Origin of the sequence: Streptococcus sp. ST14 (assembly GCF_046098195.1) — a bacterium.
Lineage (GTDB): Bacteria > Bacillota > Bacilli > Lactobacillales > Streptococcaceae > Streptococcus.
On the sequence record NZ_JBJUSF010000007.1, the window covers coordinates 69902 to 88456 of the forward strand.

The 18555-nt window shown below is 39.5% G+C and carries 19 protein-coding genes; 9 read left to right on the forward strand and 10 right to left on the reverse strand.

All coding sequences use genetic code 11. The features are described from left to right. Positions 1 to 6: 6 nt before the first annotated feature. Entirely contained in the window at positions 7 to 354 is a 348-nt protein-coding gene (locus ACIY19_RS03910) for a thiol reductase thioredoxin (protein ID WP_000434665.1), read from the forward strand. Positions 355 to 386: 32 nt separating this feature from the next. Here ACIY19_RS03910 and ACIY19_RS03915 read toward each other — a convergent pair whose 3' ends face one another. The 10 genes from ACIY19_RS03915 to ACIY19_RS03960 all read right to left on the reverse strand — a co-directional run bounded on the left by ACIY19_RS03915 (position 387) and on the right by ACIY19_RS03960 (position 13178). After that, positions 387 to 3638: a DEAD/DEAH box helicase family protein gene (locus tag ACIY19_RS03915; RefSeq protein ID WP_409002735.1), complete on the reverse strand. Its 3252-nt coding sequence runs from the start codon at positions 3636 to 3638 to the stop codon at positions 387 to 389. After that, positions 3638 to 5509: an Eco57I restriction-modification methylase domain-containing protein gene (locus ACIY19_RS03920; protein WP_409002736.1), complete on the reverse strand. Its 1872-nt coding sequence runs from the start codon at positions 5507 to 5509 to the stop codon at positions 3638 to 3640. Before ACIY19_RS03920 ends, ACIY19_RS03915 begins: the two co-directional genes overlap by 1 nt. 106 nt (positions 5510 to 5615) lie before the next feature. Further along, on the reverse strand, positions 5616 to 6425 hold the full coding sequence (locus tag ACIY19_RS03925; protein WP_033606406.1) for an MBL fold metallo-hydrolase: 810 nt from the start codon (positions 6423 to 6425) through the stop codon (positions 5616 to 5618). Beyond that, complete coding sequence (gene vicK / locus ACIY19_RS03930) at positions 6418 to 7776, reverse strand: cell wall metabolism sensor histidine kinase VicK (RefSeq protein ID WP_409002737.1); 1359 nt, start codon at positions 7774 to 7776, stop codon at positions 6418 to 6420. Before vicK ends, ACIY19_RS03925 begins: the two co-directional genes overlap by 8 nt. Continuing rightward, the gene (gene yycF, locus ACIY19_RS03935) at positions 7769 to 8476 is read right to left on the reverse strand and encodes a response regulator YycF (protein ID WP_000722057.1); all 708 of its coding nucleotides are present in this window, start codon (positions 8474 to 8476) and stop codon (positions 7769 to 7771) included. Before yycF ends, vicK begins: the two co-directional genes overlap by 8 nt. A gap of 56 nt (positions 8477 to 8532) precedes the next feature. Further along, a complete protein-coding gene (gene mutY, locus ACIY19_RS03940; protein ID WP_409002738.1) occupies positions 8533 to 9711 on the reverse strand; it encodes an A/G-specific adenine glycosylase in 1179 nt (392 codons plus the stop codon). A gap of 82 nt (positions 9712 to 9793) precedes the next feature. Further along, a complete protein-coding gene (pta, locus tag ACIY19_RS03945) occupies positions 9794 to 10768 on the reverse strand; it encodes a phosphate acetyltransferase (RefSeq protein WP_084859882.1) in 975 nt (324 codons plus the stop codon). Between the two features lie 43 nt (positions 10769 to 10811). Continuing rightward, positions 10812 to 11708 carry an RluA family pseudouridine synthase gene (locus tag ACIY19_RS03950; RefSeq protein WP_409002739.1) on the reverse strand — a complete coding sequence of 299 codons (897 nt, stop codon included), beginning with the start codon at positions 11706 to 11708 and terminating at the stop codon, positions 10812 to 10814. Further along, a complete protein-coding gene (locus ACIY19_RS03955) occupies positions 11705 to 12523 on the reverse strand; it encodes an NAD kinase (RefSeq protein ID WP_061413985.1) in 819 nt (272 codons plus the stop codon). The genes ACIY19_RS03950 and ACIY19_RS03955 overlap by 4 nt, the downstream gene beginning before the upstream one ends. Continuing rightward, a complete protein-coding gene (locus ACIY19_RS03960) occupies positions 12507 to 13178 on the reverse strand; it encodes a GTP pyrophosphokinase family protein (RefSeq protein ID WP_409002740.1) in 672 nt (223 codons plus the stop codon). Before ACIY19_RS03960 ends, ACIY19_RS03955 begins: the two co-directional genes overlap by 17 nt. Before the next feature lie 128 nt (positions 13179 to 13306). Here ACIY19_RS03960 and ACIY19_RS03965 point away from each other — a divergent pair, with 128 nt between their 5' ends. The 8 genes from ACIY19_RS03965 to ACIY19_RS04000 all read left to right on the forward strand — a co-directional run bounded on the left by ACIY19_RS03965 (position 13307) and on the right by ACIY19_RS04000 (position 18480). Continuing rightward, positions 13307 to 13876, forward strand: coding sequence for a CYTH domain-containing protein (locus ACIY19_RS03965; RefSeq protein WP_409002741.1), 570 nt, complete (start codon positions 13307 to 13309; stop codon positions 13874 to 13876). Between the two features lie 111 nt (positions 13877 to 13987). After that, positions 13988 to 14947, forward strand: a complete 960-nt coding sequence (locus tag ACIY19_RS03970) for a ribose-phosphate diphosphokinase (RefSeq protein ID WP_001283843.1) — start codon at positions 13988 to 13990, stop codon at positions 14945 to 14947. Between the two features lie 9 nt (positions 14948 to 14956). Continuing rightward, positions 14957 to 16072 carry a cysteine desulfurase family protein gene (locus ACIY19_RS03975; protein WP_084857504.1) on the forward strand — a complete coding sequence of 372 codons (1116 nt, stop codon included), beginning with the start codon at positions 14957 to 14959 and terminating at the stop codon, positions 16070 to 16072. A gap of 4 nt (positions 16073 to 16076) precedes the next feature. After that, positions 16077 to 16424 carry a DUF1831 domain-containing protein gene (locus tag ACIY19_RS03980; protein WP_000863522.1) on the forward strand — a complete coding sequence of 116 codons (348 nt, stop codon included), beginning with the start codon at positions 16077 to 16079 and terminating at the stop codon, positions 16422 to 16424. A gap of 6 nt (positions 16425 to 16430) precedes the next feature. Further along, on the forward strand, positions 16431 to 16646 hold the full coding sequence (locus tag ACIY19_RS03985; RefSeq protein ID WP_000286093.1) for a DUF4649 family protein: 216 nt from the start codon (positions 16431 to 16433) through the stop codon (positions 16644 to 16646). Between the two features lie 82 nt (positions 16647 to 16728). Further along, on the forward strand, positions 16729 to 17370 hold the full coding sequence (locus ACIY19_RS03990; protein WP_000653409.1) for a redox-sensing transcriptional repressor Rex: 642 nt from the start codon (positions 16729 to 16731) through the stop codon (positions 17368 to 17370). 15 nt (positions 17371 to 17385) lie between these two features. Next, a complete protein-coding gene (locus ACIY19_RS03995) occupies positions 17386 to 18075 on the forward strand; it encodes a gamma-glutamyl-gamma-aminobutyrate hydrolase family protein (RefSeq protein ID WP_070697228.1) in 690 nt (229 codons plus the stop codon). Positions 18076 to 18099: 24 nt separating this feature from the next. Further along, complete coding sequence (locus tag ACIY19_RS04000) at positions 18100 to 18480, forward strand: hypothetical protein (RefSeq protein WP_409002742.1); 381 nt, start codon at positions 18100 to 18102, stop codon at positions 18478 to 18480. Positions 18481 to 18555 lie beyond the last annotated feature (75 nt).

Here is an 18555-nt window from a genome sequence, read left to right on the forward strand (position 1 = left end):
AATCTCATGGAACAATTTTTAGAAAACACCAAAGACCTTGAAGTAACTACAGTTGCGCGTGCACAAGAAGCTCTTGATAAGAAAGAAACTGCAACCTTCTTTATTGGTCGTAAAACTTGCCCTTACTGCCGTAAATTCGCAGGTACCTTGGCAGGTGTCGTAGCTGAAACTAAAGCTCACATCTACTTCATCAACAGTGAAGAACCAAGCCAACTCAATGAGTTACAAGAATTCCGTTCACGCTATGGAATTCCAACTGTACCAGGCTTCGTTCACATTGCAGATGGCCAAATCAATGTCCGTTGCGACTCTTCTATGTCCGCACAAGAAATCAAAGAATTTGCAGGATTGTAAAAAACAACAAAAGAAGGCTTCCGCCTTCTTTTTTAATTATATTCAAAATATCTATCCACCAATTCCTGAATTCTACCTTCTTTGGCAGCTGGAATGGTATCTTCTAAAACAAAGTTCCTTCTACTGATATCTTGAGAGAGATTTCCAAAGATAAAATTCGTCGAAATGTTATAGATAATCTCTGAAGGTGCAAACCCATAAACTTGATTTTCTAGGATATGTTTTAAGCGTTCTTCAGGATTTGGAAAAGCTTCTTTCAAGCCATTGCTGTTATATAGCCGCTTAACAAGCTCTGCAATATAAAGGCCTGACTTCATGTACAAATCAATGAATGTCTTAGACGGATCATCAAAGATTCCTGGATTTTCTTTTTCAAGGTCATCCACCATTCTCTTCACCACACGTTTAGGAGTGAAAATCTGATTAGTTTTCTGTGGTGGAATATAGTCAAAAATATCTTCTTTCTGATCTTTAAAATAATCTGCCAACTCCTCTTTCTTGCGAAGAAATTCTTGGATGGCTTCATCAAATGTTGCTCGATCAAAAAGATGTCCTGCAAAATCCTGCCCACCATCTCTCAAATAACGAAATTGTTCAATCGTAATACCAGTCACTTCAAAGAAGACATGCTCAGGAACAAAGGTGTCAAAATTATCAAGTGTTAGAGATTGATCACCGTATGCCATGATGAAACTTGGAATTGTTCGTGCAAATCCTCGAAGATGGTCCCGAATCTCATCTTGGGCTGATTGTTTCAACTGTTCCACCCGTTTGATCTCAACCTGTTCAATAAACTTCTCGGGCATTTTTTCCACTTCTTTTTTAAGTGTTTGTTCTAGTTTTTCTTTATGAATGAGATTATTTTCTTCTAAACGTTTTTCAAGAACTTCTTGAATCTTATCTTTTTGCTCTTTATCATTTTCTTCCTTGAGCTCTTGTTGAAACTCTTCCTTGATATGAGCTTCAGAAATTTTACGTTCTATCTCATTTTTTCGAACTTCGTTCTCAAATGTTGCTACAATTTGTTTCTTGATCTGGTCTGTTTCCCGAGTTTTCAGATCATATCCAACCTTCAATTCCTCTACAATTACTGAAGAAACGGTCTTACTCAAGTCATTGACCAGCTGTTTTTGAGTTCTTTCCTCATCTTTTGTGACTAACTCAGCAACAGACTCACCAAGCCCATAAACTTTTTCACCAAAAAGTCGCATTTGCTGATTAACTACAATTTCATGGTCAACTACTGCATTGCCCTCATCATCTACTGTAACATCTGAAAAGTCTAATAGTTCAGAAGATGTTTGTAACTTCCCTTCCTTTTCAACTGGGAGTTCATTTAAAATGTCTAGAACTGTTTGACTAGCTTGGAAAATACCACTGATATTATCAAAAAGGAGATTGGACATAAATCCTCGTTTGAGGACTTCCCTAGCTTTTATCTGACGCGGTATAGTCAGAACTGCCTTAGCATCAATCTCAACCATCTTACCAGCACGATCCTCAGCTATGACAGGGAAGAAATTTAGTAATTCTCTAATGTTTTCTTCGCGAGTTGCTGAAGTTCCTCCACCTCCTGCAGTTGCAAGTGATAAGTTATTCGCAAACTCATCAAAGAGAATCAGGGTTCTTTCTGGCGCAAAGTCAAATACATAGGCTCTTTCTTTGCGGAAGTGATTTCCTTTCTTATCACTCCATGAGTATGGATTTTGAGCACGGAAAGCGGCCTGCATATAAAGTGCAGGTGATTTCATGTTCGATAACATCAATACACCTGTCCACTCAGGGATAGTGACACCTGTCGTCAATTGACCGACGGATAGGGTAATAGTTTTATCATTATCAGCTATCGCTTTTCTAACCAAATCTAAGGATTTGAGTTTGACTTTATCGTCTTCTTCGGACATACGTCCATCTCCAGCAGCTAGAACAATCTCATAGTTTTCGTAGATGGGGTGTTCTTCTAGTAGTGCTTTTAAAGCCTTAGCTGATGCTACACGTTCTAAAAGCCAAAAAGTATGCTTTAGCTCATTTCGAAGTTCTTTGGTTGAAAATGGATATTTTTCATTGCTTGATAAAGTATCTAACCAATTTCTGACATCTTGCTCATGGATAAATTTCCCTTTATCATCTGTAGCGAAAAATTCACTCAAATCAAAAGCATAGTCGATATTCTCTCCATCGAGTTGAGCACCTTTTTCTAGCTCTTCTCCAATCATCTGAGACATTTGATAGGTAAAGAGATTTAACTGAGGCAAGCTCTCATATGGATTCTCCTCTTCTTGCTCAGGCGACCAAGTAGTTTTAGCTGCCTGCTCATCAGCATAAGACCAGTTGTAGATCTGCTCCTCGGTAAATTCTCCCTTAGCTAGTGCCTTAAATGGAGTTCCTGATAGATGCAAGGTAAAGTTTCGATGGATCTTATTAAAAGCCTGATCTGTCTTGAAGGTATCAACTCCTTCATGAGCCTCATCGATAATCAACAAATCCCAATGGAGGTCTGTGACCCATTTAAGTTTATTATACTCTCCACCAAGATAAGCAGATCCTTTCAAGTCTTGGAGACTGATAAAAGCAAGTTGTCTTACATCGTCATCTAAAATACCAACAAATTCTTTTCGTGACAAGGTTGGCCGATTTTTAAGACTGTCTGATTCTGAAACAAACTTGTAAGTCGTTTGACCTGCTATGAATTTTTCAAAATCATCATACCATGAGTTAGCTATTGCAGGTCTGTTGGTTACGATTAGGACATTGACAGCATCCATTCGACGAGCTAGGTCATAGGTAGATAAGGTTTTACCAAAACGTGGCTTGGCATTCCAAAGGAACTTACCTCCTAGATGATTCTTGAAATAAGCTAATGTCTTAGAAACTGCTTCTTCTTGCTCTTGTCGCAGATTATAGTTCTGTCCTTGGCCGGGCTGATACCCTGACAAATCATGCTGAACAAACTTATCGAAGAGATTTTTAGATTTTTCAGGAGTTCCATTAAAATAGAACCATTCCGTCTTAGGGCGACGTTCCACATCATGGAAAGAAAGGAAATGGTGGAAATCATGGTCCTTAAAAGTCTTTCCCTTATCAGGTTCTTCCGTATAGGCGGCATCCCCAGTCCATAAGACATCTGTATCTATATGAGCAGTATGCGTTTGTTCTTTAATCCGTTGCGTGACATCCCGTTCTGTATAACCAATCTTAATCCATCCCTCATTGCTAGTTACTGTCGGTGTGGTGTAGGCATAGATTTTAGGATGAATCTCTTTTGAGGTTTTAATTTCTACCATTAATCCATCTCCCGTACATGAGTCTCAATAAAGGCAATTTCCTCTGGAGAAAGACCATATTTTTGATAGAGCTGACGGTCAATATCAGCTACTGATTGCGTCCAATCAATGTCCGAATTGACCGTGAAGTCTTGGAGTGGAACGTAATACCAAGTTTTGCGTGAGTTATGCTGAGTAACTTTCAAAACACCTAATAATACTCTAGCGAATTTAGTTTTAATAAATTTAATACAAGCATCGGCTTCAAATTTTGTTTTAAAATTACCAATAGATAAAAAAGTATCTGTATGCCCGATTAGGGGTTCCCCGATTAGGGGTGTTGATAATACTTCACCTAAGGCACCACTTCCATTAGCTTCTGGTACAAAAACATTATAATTTTCGAATGTTTCCGGTAAATCTAAATATTTTTTATTAATATATCGATAAACACGTTCGGAACCAATTCTTCCAAGTAGAGCAACATGGTCTTTTTCTTCTTTGTTTTTGAAAACAAAATCTAACTGAGTTAGTGATTTCGAAACAATTTTATTTTTTGTCCCTTTTCCTTGCAGATTTTCAGCATTTGGATAATCAGAAAAAAGTTGATTTGAAAATCTATAAATACCTTGAGGATAAACTAAATCAGAAAAAGTTTTAAAGTCTGGATGTTTTTCGATTTTTTTTACAATACTATTCAAAGATTCAAAAATAGTAAATACTCCGATTGGTCCCAAATCTTTATCAGCATCACGATAAGTTATTGCTACTCCACCCTTTATATCCGTTCCTGTAAATACTTTACCGCTTTTAAGTTCATAGAATTGAACTTTTAAATGCTTGTCTTCAAGCATCTTTTCCATCCAATTTTTAGGGGTTTGACCAGCTTTAAATAAAAATCTTGCTGGAGTGATTAGTATCGATTTATCTGCGATTTTAATAGCTTCATCAATAAAAAAGTGATAAACTGGTTCATCCCTAGCTTCTCCTGTTTCCTGATATGGCGGATTTCCTATCACGACATCAAATTTCATTTCACTTTCCTCACTAGATAGGCGCTCAAAACCTATCATTTTATTCTTTTTCCAGTCTTTGATTTGGGTTTTAGATTCTTCTGCTTGTTCTACTTCCAACTCATCGGAAAACAAGCTTAACTGTTGAGATTGTCCTTGTGTAGCTGAGTAGGGACTGTTTTTTTTCAATCCATCCATCTGAAAGACATTGTAGGATATAATAGTCGCAATTTCTTTCTTTTGCTCTAAGGTCGGTTGATTTCCAGTCTTTGCAAGATAGTAATCCTCGAAGGTCGCTAAAAGATTTTCACGCGCCAAAAGGAGAGAATCTCCTTGATACTCATAACCATAAGAAGCTCGATAAGCTTTTTTTACAAGTTCATAAAAGGTGACTTCATCTGAGACCTCACGACTAATGCGCTGCAATTTTCTATCAACAAAACCAACTCGCTCAGATAATGGAATTTCCTCACCAGTCACTGTATCATAGCGAGTTACCATATAAGGTGCTTCACCACAGGTGATTTCTAGCCAGCGCACTTGGATATAATCTTCAAGATCCAGAGCTTCAAGTTCAGCTTCCACATAGCCATTTTGCTTTTCAACTAACCAAGTAGGCGTAAAGACTTCGGCTCTAATCTTGGTTCGGTCTTTTTGCTCATACTTAGACTTTTCTGATCGGGGTTGAATCAAGTTTGCATAGGTTCCCGTCACCCTACTTGGAGTGATGCGATCACTTGGAGCAAATCCCTTTCCCAACAATTCATAAGAATGAGTCGCCCAAACAATATTTTTCTTGGTCGTTCGATCTTTTAAAAGAATTTTTAATAAGCCAGCAGACTCCATAGCCAACTTTTCTTCACTAATATCTATCGTCATAAGGCAACCTTTCTCGTACTATAAACCTTATTATATCATATTTTAAATGGTGTTTGGACTAGAAAATAATAACTAAACATAAGAAAAGAAGGCTCTCGCCTTCTTTTTATATGTCTGTCAATGGTGTTGCGGTATCTGGTGAGGTATCATAAACCTTAAAGTCTACTCCTACTCCCAGATCAGCTTGTGCTAGCTGGTTGACCATAGTCATATGAGCCAGCTCCTTAATATTGTTCTCTTTGGACAAATGTCCAAGATAGATTTTCTTAGTCCGATTTCCCATGGCACGAATCATGGCCTCAGCACCATCCTCGTTAGAAAGGTGACCGAGATCCGATAGAATTCGCTGTTTGAGTCGCCAAGCATAAGATCCTGCTCGCAAAATCTCTACATCGTGGTTGGACTCTATGAGATAACCGTCCGCATTTTCGACTATTCCAGCCATACGGTCACTTACATAGCCTGTATCGGTCAACACGACAAAACTCTTGTCGTCTTTCATAAATCGGTAAAACTGTGGTGCTGCCGCATCATGGCTAACACCAAAACTTTCAATGTCGATATCGCCAAAGGTTTTGGTTTTACCCATTTCAAAGATATGCTTTTGCGAAGAATCAACCTTGCCAAGATACTTGCTATTTTCCATAGCCTGCCAAGTCTTTTCATTGGCGTAAAGATCCATGCCATATTTACGAGCCAAGACACCGACCCCATGAATATGGTCTGAATGCTCATGCGTAATCAAAATTGCATCCAAATCTTCAGGTTTGCGATTGATTTCAGCTAGCAGGCTGGTAATTTTCTTACCAGACAAGCCCGCATCTACTAGGATTTTCTTTTTTGGGGTTTCCAGGTAAAAGGAATTCCCACTAGAACCTGATGCTAAAATACTGTATTTAAAGCCTTTTTCACTCATTCTGGTCTTCTATTTCGTCCTCCCATATTTCTTCTTTTACGGCATCCTTATCATAAGGGAGCACTATTGTAAAGGTTGAGCCCTTACCGTATTCACTTTTGGCCCATATAAAGCCATTGTGTTGTTTGATGATTTCTTTTGCGATAGCCAGACCTAGACCGGTTCCACCTTGAGCCCGACTTCTTGCACGATCCACACGGTAGAATCGGTCAAAGATCTTCGGCAAATCTTGCTTTGGAATACCTAGACCTTGGTCTTTGATGGATAAAATCATCTGGTCATCAGTGGTCTTCATGCTGACAATAATTTTCCCACCATCTGGTGAGTACTTGATAGCATTGTTGAGAATATTATCAATCACCTGAGTCATTTTATCGGTATCAATCTCGATCCAAACTGAATTGATTGGGTAATCTCTAACAAGTTCATATTTTTTCTCGTCATCCTGACTTCTCATCTTATCAAAGCGGTTGAGAATAAAGGTGATGAAGGCTGTAAAGTTAATCAACTCCACATCCAACTGAGTAGTCGCATTATCAATACGAGAGAGATGTAAGAGATCTGTCACCATACGCATCATACGGTTGGTTTCATCGAGTGAAACCTTGATAAAATCAGGAGCAACAGGATCATACAGGGCTCCCTCGTCCAAGGCTTCAAGATAAGATTTAACACTGGTCAAAGGAGTTCGCAACTCGTGACTCACGTTAGAAACAAAGAGTCTTCGCTCACGCTCTTCCTTCTCCTGTTCGGTCGTATCATGTAAAACGGCAACCAAACCAGAGATAAAACCTGACTCACGGCGAACCAGAGCAAAACGTACACGAAGGCTTAGATATTCACCATTCACATCCTGGGAGTCAATCGTCAACTCAGGAATCTGTGTAATCAGGTCACGCAACTCATACTCATCTTCTATCTTAAGCAATTCGAGGATGCTTTTATTCAGAACATCTTCTTTCTGCACACCGAGCTGTTTCTTGGCCATATCGTTGATCATAGTAATCTGGCCACGGCGATTGGTCGCAAGAACGCCATCTGTCATGTAAGAAAGAATACTGTTCAATCGTTTACTCTCTTGTTCCAGATTTTCTTGGGTCAAACGAATAACTTCTGACAAATCGTTCAGATTATTGCTAATATTGGTGATTTCTGTACTGCCTTGTAAGTCCAAAACTTGAGAATAATCACCTGCAATCAAGTCCTTAACCTTTTGATTTATCTCCTTCAGACGGATATTATCTCGACGATTTTCTAGTAAGAGCAAGGTTACCACCAAGATAAAGCCAAGTAAAATCAAGATAAAGATAAAATCACTGGTCAGAATAGTTTGTCTAATATCTTCAATCATTATTTCTCATATAGTAGCCAACACCACGACGGGTGAGGATATACTCTGGACGGCTTGGAGTATCTTCAATTTTTTCACGTAAACGTCTAATGGTCACGTCCACTGTACGAACATCACCAAAATAATCATAACCCCAAACAGTCTCAAGCAAGTGTTCACGCGTAATCACTTGTCCAATATGGGAAGCCAAGTGATATAAGAGCTCAAACTCACGGTGGGTCAAATCTAATTCCTCACCGTATTTTTTGGCCACGTAAGCGTCTGGAACAATTTCCAAATCGCCAATCTGAAGTGGCTGGGATTTCTTCTCATCAGACTCTTGACTATCAACTGAAACCAAGTCGGTACGGCGAAGTAAAGCCTTGACACGCGCCTGCAACTCACGATTTGAGAAGGGCTTTGTGACATAATCATCTGCCCCTAGTTCCAAACCAATAACCTTGTCAAACTCGCTATCCTTAGCTGACAGCATAATGATAGGAACACTACTGGTCTTGCGAATGGCTTTGGCTACTTCTAAACCATCAATTTCAGGTAGCATCAAGTCTAGGATAATAATGTCGGGTTGCTCGGCTTCAAATAGCTCGATTGCCTCACGACCATTGAAGGCTGTAACGACTTCATAACCTTCCTTGGCCATATTAAACTTAATAATATCTGAGATTGGTTTCTCATCATCTACAATTAATATTTTTTTCATTTTATCACCTTTTCTCTATCTATTATAACAAAAAAATGCAAAGAAGGCACAAATGGCTACTGTAGGCCTTTATCTCCAAAAGTTGTTTTATAAGCCTTCCAAATTTTTTGTTGAGGTTTCGCAAGTGGATAGTCAGAAAACTCCTGAGGAGAAACCCAGCGAATTTCTCTGTCGGAGAACTGTTTTGACCCTGTCACCTGACCTGATAGGATTTGAATATGCCATTTCCGATGACTAAATACATGCTTGACCTGGTCAAATACTTGCTGGGACCAATTCACTTCTAAATCATAATCCTGCTCAAAGTTTTCTTGAGGACTTGGTCCAAATGCTCTGCTTTCCTCTTTGACTTGAGAAAAGAGATCTATCTGATCGTCATCACTTGAGAAATCATCAACTTCAATCAATGGAAAATGCCAAAAACCGGCTAGTAGTTTCTCGCTTTCATTTTTCTCAAGTAGATATTGACCACGGTCATTGCGTACAACCAAAGCCTTGAGATAAATTGGGAGAGGCTTTTTCTTGGGTTCTTTAATCGGATATACATCCATGGTCCCATTCTGATAGGCTGCGCTAAATTCCTTAACAGGGCTTTCTTCTGGTCGAGGGTTAACTGGTGCCTCTATGTCAGAACCTAAATCCATCAGAGCTTGGTTAAAATCACCTGGTCGTTTCGGGTCAATCAAGATTTCCATCATAGCTTGGAAAATCTTTCGATTGCTGGGAACTCCGATATCATGATTAACCTCAAACAAACGTGCCAAAACTCGCATGACATTGCCATCGACCGCTGGCTCAGGCAAATTAAAAGCGATACTGGAAATAGCTCCCGCAGTATAAGGGCCAATCCCTTTCAGGCAAGATATTCCTTCATAGGTGTTTGGAAATTGACCACCAAAGTCAGCCATAATCTGCTGAGCTGCAGCCTGCATATTGCGCACTCGAGAATAATAGCCTAATCCCTCCCAAGCCTTCAACAAACGCTCTTCAGGGGCATTCGCAAGACTTTCAACAGTTGGAAACCAGTCCAAGAATCGTTCGTAGTATGGGATAACTGTATCCACTCTGGTCTGCTGAAGCATGATTTCAGATACCCATATGTGATAAGGATTTTTACTTCTTCGCCAGGGTAAATCCCGTTTGTTTTCATCGTACCAGTTGAGGAGTTTCTCACGGAAAGAGGAAATCTTCTCCTCTGGCCACATGTCAACACCGTATTCTTTCAAATCTAACATATATCTAGTATAACATAGAAGCTTCTAACTGTCCTTCTCTCAGTACTAAAAAGCCTCTTCCCATGGGAAAGAGGACTAAATCTTATTGATGAACTGCTTGAGCTGCTGTGATAAGGGTCAACTTGTACACATCATCTGCATTACATCCACGAGAAAGGTCGTTAACAGGTTTGTTCAAACCTTGCAAAACAGGTCCTACAGCCGCAAAACCACCAAGGCGCTCAGCCATCTTGTAACCGATATTTCCTGCTTCGATACCTGGGAAGATAAAGACATTTGCTTGACCAGCTACGTTACTTCCTGGAGCTTTTAGAGCTGCAGTTTCAGGAACAAAGGCAGCGTCAAATTGCAATTCACCATCAATCTCAAGGTCAGGGCGCAAGTCGTGAGCAATTTTAGTTGCTTCTACGACCTTATCAACACTTTCACCAAATCCTGAACCTTTAGTAGAATAGCTTAGCATTGCAATTTTAGGTTCAATACCAAACATCTTAGCTGTGATTGCTGAATTGATCGCAATTTCAGCCAAGGCTTCTGCATCTGGATTGATGTTAATGGCACAGTCACCAAATAGGTAACGTTCCGTACCACGTACCATGAGGAAGGCACCTGAAGTACGAGTTACATTTGGACGAGTTTTGATGATTTGAAGGGCTGGGCGAACTGTTGAGGCAGTTGAGTGAATCGCACCTGATACCATACCGTCAACCAAGCCCAAGTAGACTAGCATCACACCAAAGTAATTGACGTCTTCAACCAAAACTTTGCGCGCTTCTTCTTCAGTCATTTTGCCCTTACGACGCTCTACCAAGGCAGCAACCATTTCTTCAAATTGAGGATAATGTTGGGGATCAATCACTTCATAACCATCCATGATCCCTTCGATTTCGAGATAAATTTTAATTTTTTCAGGGTTTCCGAGCAAAACAGGAATCACTTCTGTTTCTTTTACCAAGCGTTTTGTCGCTTGAAGAATACGAGGTTCTTCCCCTTCAGGGAGAACGATACGAGCATTTTTGCCAACTAGGTTGGCTTTGAGACTTTCAAAAACTTCCATGAGTTTTCTCCTTTAAGAAAATAAATTATACTCCAAACAATTTTTAAAGAGTATTAGTCGATAACTGAGTAATAAGATTGCTGAAATCATCCGGTAAGGGGCTTTCTAATTGCAAATCTTGCTCTAGAAAAGGATGATAAAAAGATAAATAATGGCAATGCAGAGCCTGACGTTGGATACCATCATCCAGACTACCACCATACAAATCGTCTCCCAACAAAGGAAAACCGATATGAGAAAAATGCACTCGGATCTGATGAGTTCGTCCAGTATGCAGGCGAATATCAACTAGGTGAATATTTCCATAAGACGCGACAACTTTGTAAGATGTATGGGCGTATTTCCCACCTTTTGCAACCCGTCTCGTGATAATGGAATCTTCATCACGCGCAATCGGGGCGATAATCTCCCCTTCAGGCTCCAAGACACCAGCTCCTTTAACCAAAGCAAAGTAGCGTTTCTCGATAGACTTTCGTTGCAGTTGCTTGTCTAAACGTGCATGAGCGTAGCCGTGCTTGGCAAAAAGCATCAAACCAGATGTATCTCTATCAAGCCTAGTCACGATGTGAACTTGCTGGTTTTCATAGTTTTGCTTGACATAGTAGCCCTTGATAAAATTAGCAACGGTATTGGAGTGATTGACACTGGGGATGGAAGCCACTCCATAAGGCTTATTCAAAACCAGAAAATGGTCATCCTCATACAAGATATCGAGTGGTCGATCAATAGCTTCAAGGCTCTCAAATCCTTCCTCTGCTGGAATGTCAATAGTTACCTTGTCTCCAATATCTAAGAGATAAGTAGCATTTTGAGGTTGGCCATTGACCAGAATAGCCCCGCCTCGAAACTTAATCTTAGCCAAAAGTCCCTTGGAAACCTCATGTTTCTTGAGGAAAGTTTTGACTTTGACGTGTTCATCTGCGATAAATTCGAACCTCATTCATCCACCTCGCCAATGAAGGCATCTTTGACACGATTCCAGAAACTAGTGTGGCTTGGAGTCGCTACGAAGTGAATCTTATGATGGTCAATTTGATACTCAATCCGTTCGATATTACGGAAGGAATAGATGCTGTTATCGACTGATATCGTATGGTAATCATTGCGTGTCGGCAAAAGTTCAATCTTATCTTTTTTGGGAATAATGATCGATGATCCCAAAGTGCGATAGACTCGGTTATTGAGGCTTGCTATTTCCGTCAACTGCAAGGCTTCAATGGTCGGATGCAAGACAGCTCCACCCAAGGACTTGTTGTAGGCAGTACTTCCCGTTGGCGTTGAAACAGTCACTCCATCTCCACGAAATCTCTCAAACGGAACATGGTTAATGATGATATCCGCAACCATGGTGCGATCTGATCGACGGATACTGGCTTCATTTAAAGCACGGAAGATTTTCACTTCTCCATTTTCAAGCGTTACCTTGACATTCAAGACTGGATAGGAAACTTTGGCACCAGTATCTAGTAAAAGATTGGTCACCAACTGATCCAGCTCAAAATCACGATAATCTGTGTAAAATCCCAAATGCCCTGTATGAACACCTACAAATCGAACCTTGTCTAACTGATTCTCATACTTGTGAAAGGCAGACAAAAGCATTCCATCGCCACCAATCGAAATGACGATGTCGGGATTGGTATCGTTCAGTATAAAATGTTGTTTCTTGAGTTTTTCCCTCAGCTCATGCAAGACCTTCTGACTTTGTGGCTTTCTATTTGCTATGAGGTCAACTCGTTTACCTGTATTCTTCATCTGTATCGTCACTATTTCCTACACCATCGTTTAGTTTTCTGCTCAATGGATCAAAGAGAGCCTGCGCTTCCTGGATATCATCACGAATCTTACCCATTTCTTCATCCAGTTGATAGGCTATTTTGGCCGTGATTTCCAGTCTTTTCCTGATTTCTTCTGGAAAATCGCCTTGATATTTATAATTGAGCGAGTGTTCAATCGTAGCCCAGAAATTCATGGCCAAAGTCCGTATTTGAATTTCCGCCAAAATCGTCTTCGCTCCGTTGATCGTATCAACCGTGTACTCGACAACCACGTGATAAGAACGATAGCCCGAAGCCTTACGATGAGTGATATAGTCTCGTTCCTGAAAGACTCTCATATCGTGACGTTTACGTAGAATTGCAACAACTTCTTCCACGTCATCAACAAACTGAACCATGACACGTAGCCCTGCGATATCTTGCAAGTCATTTTCCAGAGTTGCATAAGTAATTCCTCGACGAGCCATTTTTTCTTTGATACTTTCAATCGGTTTTACCCGACCCGTTACAAACTCAATCGGAGAATGCTTGTTTTGCTTACGGTACTGTTTGCGAATTCCCCGAAGTTTGATCTTCAATTCACCAACAGCCTGAATGTAAGGATCTAAAAATTCTTCCCATTCTATGGTCATATTTTCTCCCTTTTAGTATGAGATTGTGCTGTTAAAAATTTTTGATTTTTTCACTACAATCTTATACAATAAATACATTGTACATTATACCATAAATCGCTTTCAAAGATATAGAAAAGGTTGAAAAAATGAAACATTTAGAAATAGAATTGAAAACACTTCTGAAAAAAGAGGAATATGATCATCTAAAAAAACAGTTTTCCCATATCCAACCCGTCCTTCAGAAAAACTACTACATTGACACGCCAGATTTCCAATTGCGTGAAAAGAAGGTTGCCATGCGCATTCGCACCTTTTCAGATTGGGCGGAATTGACCTTAAAAGTGCCTCAAACTGTAGGAAATATGGAATACAACCAGAAACTAACTCTTCCAGAAGCTGAATCATACCTAGAAAAACAAAAACTACCTCAAGGGCTCGTTCTAGAGAAGCTCGCTAAGATTGGCATCGAAAGCCATGACTGGCTTGTTCTAGGCTGCCTTTCCACCCTTCGTTATGAAATGAAAACTGAGATTGGCTTAATGGCCTTAGATGAAAGTCACTACTTTGATCAGACGGACTATGAACTCGAGCTTGAAGTCACTGACCATGAAAAAGGGAAAGAAGATTTTCAGAGATTTTTAGATGAAAATCAGATAACTTATCAGAAAGCTCCATCAAAATTAATTCGTTTTATTAAAAGCATGAAAAAAAGCTGAAATAATCTCCTTTTTTTGGTAAAATAGAAAAGATAAAAATAAAAGAATCTGGCTTTGAAAAACAAAACTTTCTCAAAGAAGATTCACAAAGTTTACAGAGGACGGTCTATAATGTCAGATAGAAACAACATGAAACTTTTCACCCTAAACTCTAACCATGAAATCGCTCAAAAGATTGCTGATACAGTTGGTGTACCTCTCGGGAAATTATCCTCTCGTCAATTTTCTGACGGCGAAATCCAGGTCAACATTGAAGAAAGTGTCCGTGGTTACGACGTCTACATCATCCAGTCAACCAGCTACCCTGTTAGCAACCACTTGATGGAGTTGTTAATCATGGTTGACGCTTGTGTACGTGCAAGTGCTCATAGTATCAACGTTGTCCTCCCTTACTTTGGTTATGCGCGTCAGGATCGTATCGCTTCTTCTCGCGAACCCCTCACTGCAAAACTAGTTGCCAATATGCTTGTCAAAGCTGGTGTAAGCCGTGTTCTAACGCTTGACCTCCACGCTGTTCAGGTCCAAGGTTTCTTTGATATTCCTGTAGACAATCTTTATACTGTTCCTCTATTTGCTAAGCACTACTGTGATAAAGGACTTCTTGGTTCTGATGTTGTTGTTGTCAGTCCAAAGAACTCTGGTGTTAAACGTGCACGTAGTTTGGCTGAATACCTTGATGCTCCTATTGCTATCATTGACTACGCCCAAGACGATTCTGATCGTAACGAAGGCTATATCATTGGGGATGTTGAAGGCAAGAAGGCTATCTTGATTGACGATATCCTAAATACTGGTCGTACTTTCTCTGAAGCAGCCAAAATCGTTGAACGTGAAGGTGCAACTGAGATTTATGCAGTTTCTAGTCACGGTTTATTTGTTGAAGGTGCAGCAGACCTTCTTGACGCTACAAACATCAAAGAAATCCTTGTGACAGACTCAGTAGCAACCAAAGAAAGAACTCCAGAAAATGTATGCTACATTACTGCTAGCGAATTAATTGGTGATGCTATCGTCCGCATCCATGAAAGAAAACCAGTCAGCCCACTCTTTGCTTACAACAAAAAGAAATAAGGTGATTCTTTGATTTATTTGGACAATGCTGCTACGACTCCTATGTCAGCAGTAGCTATTTCTGAAATGACCAAGGTCATGCAAGAAACTCATGGTAATCCTTCTAGTATTCATAGTCATGGTCGGCAGGCTGGCAAACTCTTGCGAGAGGCTCGTCAGGACTTAGCCCACTTGCTAGGAACCAAACCTCAACATATCTTTTTCACGTCTGGCGGTACAGAAAGTAACAATACAGCCATTATCGGCTATTGTCTCCGTCATCAAAATCGTGGAAGACATATCATCACGACAGCTATTGAACACCATTCTGTACTTGAAACTATCGATTATCTGGTGCAACATTTTGGTTTTGAAGCAACTATCATCCAACCAGTAAATCAAGAGATAACTGCCCAGCAAATTCAAAAAGCCTTACGTGACGATACCATTCTCGTTTCCACCATGTATGCTAATAATGAAACAGGAAGTCTCTTACCTATCGCTGAGATTGGACGTATTTTAAAAGATCATCCTGCTGCATATCATGTAGATGCTGTTCAAGCTATTGGGAAAATTCCTATCCATCCAGAGGAGTTAGGAATTGATTTCCTCAGCGCTTCTGCCCACAAATTCCATGGACCAAAAGGAGTCGGATTTCTTTATGCTTCTTCCGCGGACTTTGATTCCTACCTTCACGGTGGAGACCAAGAACAAAAGAAACGGGCTGGAACAGAAAACCTCGCTGCCATTGTAGGTATGGTCTCTGCTCTCAAAGAGGATTTGAATGACCAAGTTGAGCATTACCAAAAACTAAGCGCACTTAAATCTATTTTTCTAAAAGAGATTTCCGATTTAGACTACTATCTCAATGAAAGTCAAGACCAACTGCCTTATGTTTTTAATATCGGTTTTCCTGGTCAGAAAAATGATTTACTTTTACTTCGGTTAGATCTTGAAGGAATTTCAATTTCTACCGGTTCGGCTTGTACTGCTGGTATTGTGCAAACCAGTCATGTACTTGAAGCATTTTATGGACCAGATTCACATCGATTGAAAGAATCTGTCCGTATCAGTCTCTCTCCTCTTAACACCGAGGATGAACTGATACAACTCGCACAAACCTTAAAAAATATTATTGGAGATTAATCTAATGGCATTCGAAAAAACCATTAAACTACAAAACTGCCGCTACGACTACACACTTAGCCCAACTGTCAAAAAGTTCACACTGAAAGATAATACTTTCTTTGAAACAAAAGTTGGAAACTTCGAACTGACTCGTTTGCTTGAGAAAGTACCCAACAGCGGTGAAGGTTTCAAGCTAAAAATCATCATCAACAAAGACCTTACAGGTGCTAAACTCAACATCACTGACAAGTCAGGCCTTCGTTTGGTTAATATCTTTAAATCAGAAGACCACCACATTCATCAGGAAAAATTCTACTTCCTCATGGACAGTTTAGTAGAACGCGGTATCTTCACTAAAGAAGAAAGATAATTGACTATGTATCGACTTACCTATCAAGATAACTATCACGTAGAACGTACACTTGAATATAAGGATTACGAAGAGCTTATGTTATCTCTATCAGGCTGTGTGACCCTACCTGATACTCTCCTAATCAGCTCCTTAACGCTGAATGATAAGGTGATTTATCAAGGATTGGTTGGCGATCTCTACCGTTTTCTATCACAAGCTCATTTTTCAGATAAAAACTAAGAAATTTCTTAGTTTTTTCTTGTTTTTGTTGATTTTTTCACAATGTTTCTATAAAATAGAAGAATAGAAAGGTTGTGATTTTGTGAAAGATAAACAGTCTGCTATTCCAAAAGCAACAGCAAAAAGACTCTCTCTTTACTACCGAATTTTCAAGCGATTTCATGCAGAAAAAATCGAACGTGCCAACTCCAAGCAAATTGCAGAGGCTATCGGTATCGATTCTGCGACCGTTCGTCGGGATTTTTCCTATTTTGGTGAACTAGGTCGTCGAGGTTTTGGTTACGATGTCAAAAAATTGATGAATTTTTTTGCTGACCTCCTAAATGATAACTCCATTACAAATGTTATGTTGGTTGGGATTGGAAATATGGGCCATGCCCTTCTCCACTACCGCTTCCATGAGCGTAACAAGATGAAAATTATCATGGCCTTTGACCTAGATGACCATCCAGAAGTTGGAAGCCAGACGCCTGATGGGATTCCAATCTATGGTATCTCTCAGATTAAAGAAAAAATCAAAGAAGCAGATGTCAAAACTGCTATCCTAACAGTTCCAAGTGTTAAATCACAAGAAGTTGCCAATCTTTTGGTTGATGCTGGTATAAAAGGTATTCTCAGCTTTTCCCCTGTTCACCTTCACCTCCCAAAAGATGTGGTCGTTCAGTATGTTGATTTGACAAGTGAACTCCAAACCCTCCTCTATTTTATGCGTAAAGAGGATTAGAAAGCGAAAGCATTTATGAAAAAACCAGTTATTGGGATTACAGGAAATGAAAAAACTCATCCAGATGATGACATCATGATGAGCTATGCAGCGAAGGGATTTATTGAAGGAGTCAAGGACGCTGGCGGAATTCCAATCATCCTACCGATTGGTGATCAAGAAATGGCTGCCTATTACATCAGTATCATTGATAAGCTCATCCTAACGGGTGGGCAAAATGTTGATCCAAAATACTATGGTGAACCAAAGGCTATTGATAGTGATGACTACCACCTTCAAAGAGATATTTTTGAACTAGCACTTATCAAAGAAGCGATTAAGCAAAAGAAGCCAATTTTCTCTGTTTGTCGGGGTACTCAACTTTTCAATGTCGCCATGGGAGGCACGCTTCACCAAGATATTGAGGATCATTGGCAGGACTGTTCAGCCGAATACACTACCCAACGCCTCGTAACGGAACCTGATACCATTCTCCGAGAAATCTATGGAGAAATCTCTCACATCAACTCCTTCCACCACCAGAGCATTAAAGATCTAGCCTCAAATCTTAAGGTTGTAGCACATGATCCTAAAGATGGAATCATTGAGGCTGTGACCACTACGGACGGCTTTCCTTATCTTGGTGTTCAATGGCATCCTGAATTTCTCTTTGAGAATCGCCCCAAAGATAAAATGCTATTTGACTATGTTGTTAACGAACTCTAGGACTTATAAATAGGTTATTAAATCATGAATGAAATTAAAATACCTTCTACTCATGAGATTTTGAGAGATATAGAAGCTTCCTTTTTCATATCTTATAAGAAAAAGGAAGCTAATCTTTTCTTATCAAACAATGAAAAAGAAATAAGTGTTTGCTTTCATCTTTCTAATCTCTATAGACTTTTAACAGCGGAAAGTTACCAATCTTTTTCTAAGAATAAAGAGAATTTCGATAAACTATCTCAAAAAGAAAAAGAAAAACAGCTGAAAGAAATGTCTAAAAAGGCAAAACTATTTTGTAAAAAGGCAGATGCCAAACTAAAAAGTAAATTTCATTCAAGTCTTTACTTTTACAGAGATATTCTTATTCATAAAAAAAGATATTATAAAATCGAAGATTTCAATTGATAAAGTCCGTATAATTGTGTAAAAGTAAAAAGGCCATATAACAGTCCTTTTACGGTACAATGTTTTTAACGACAA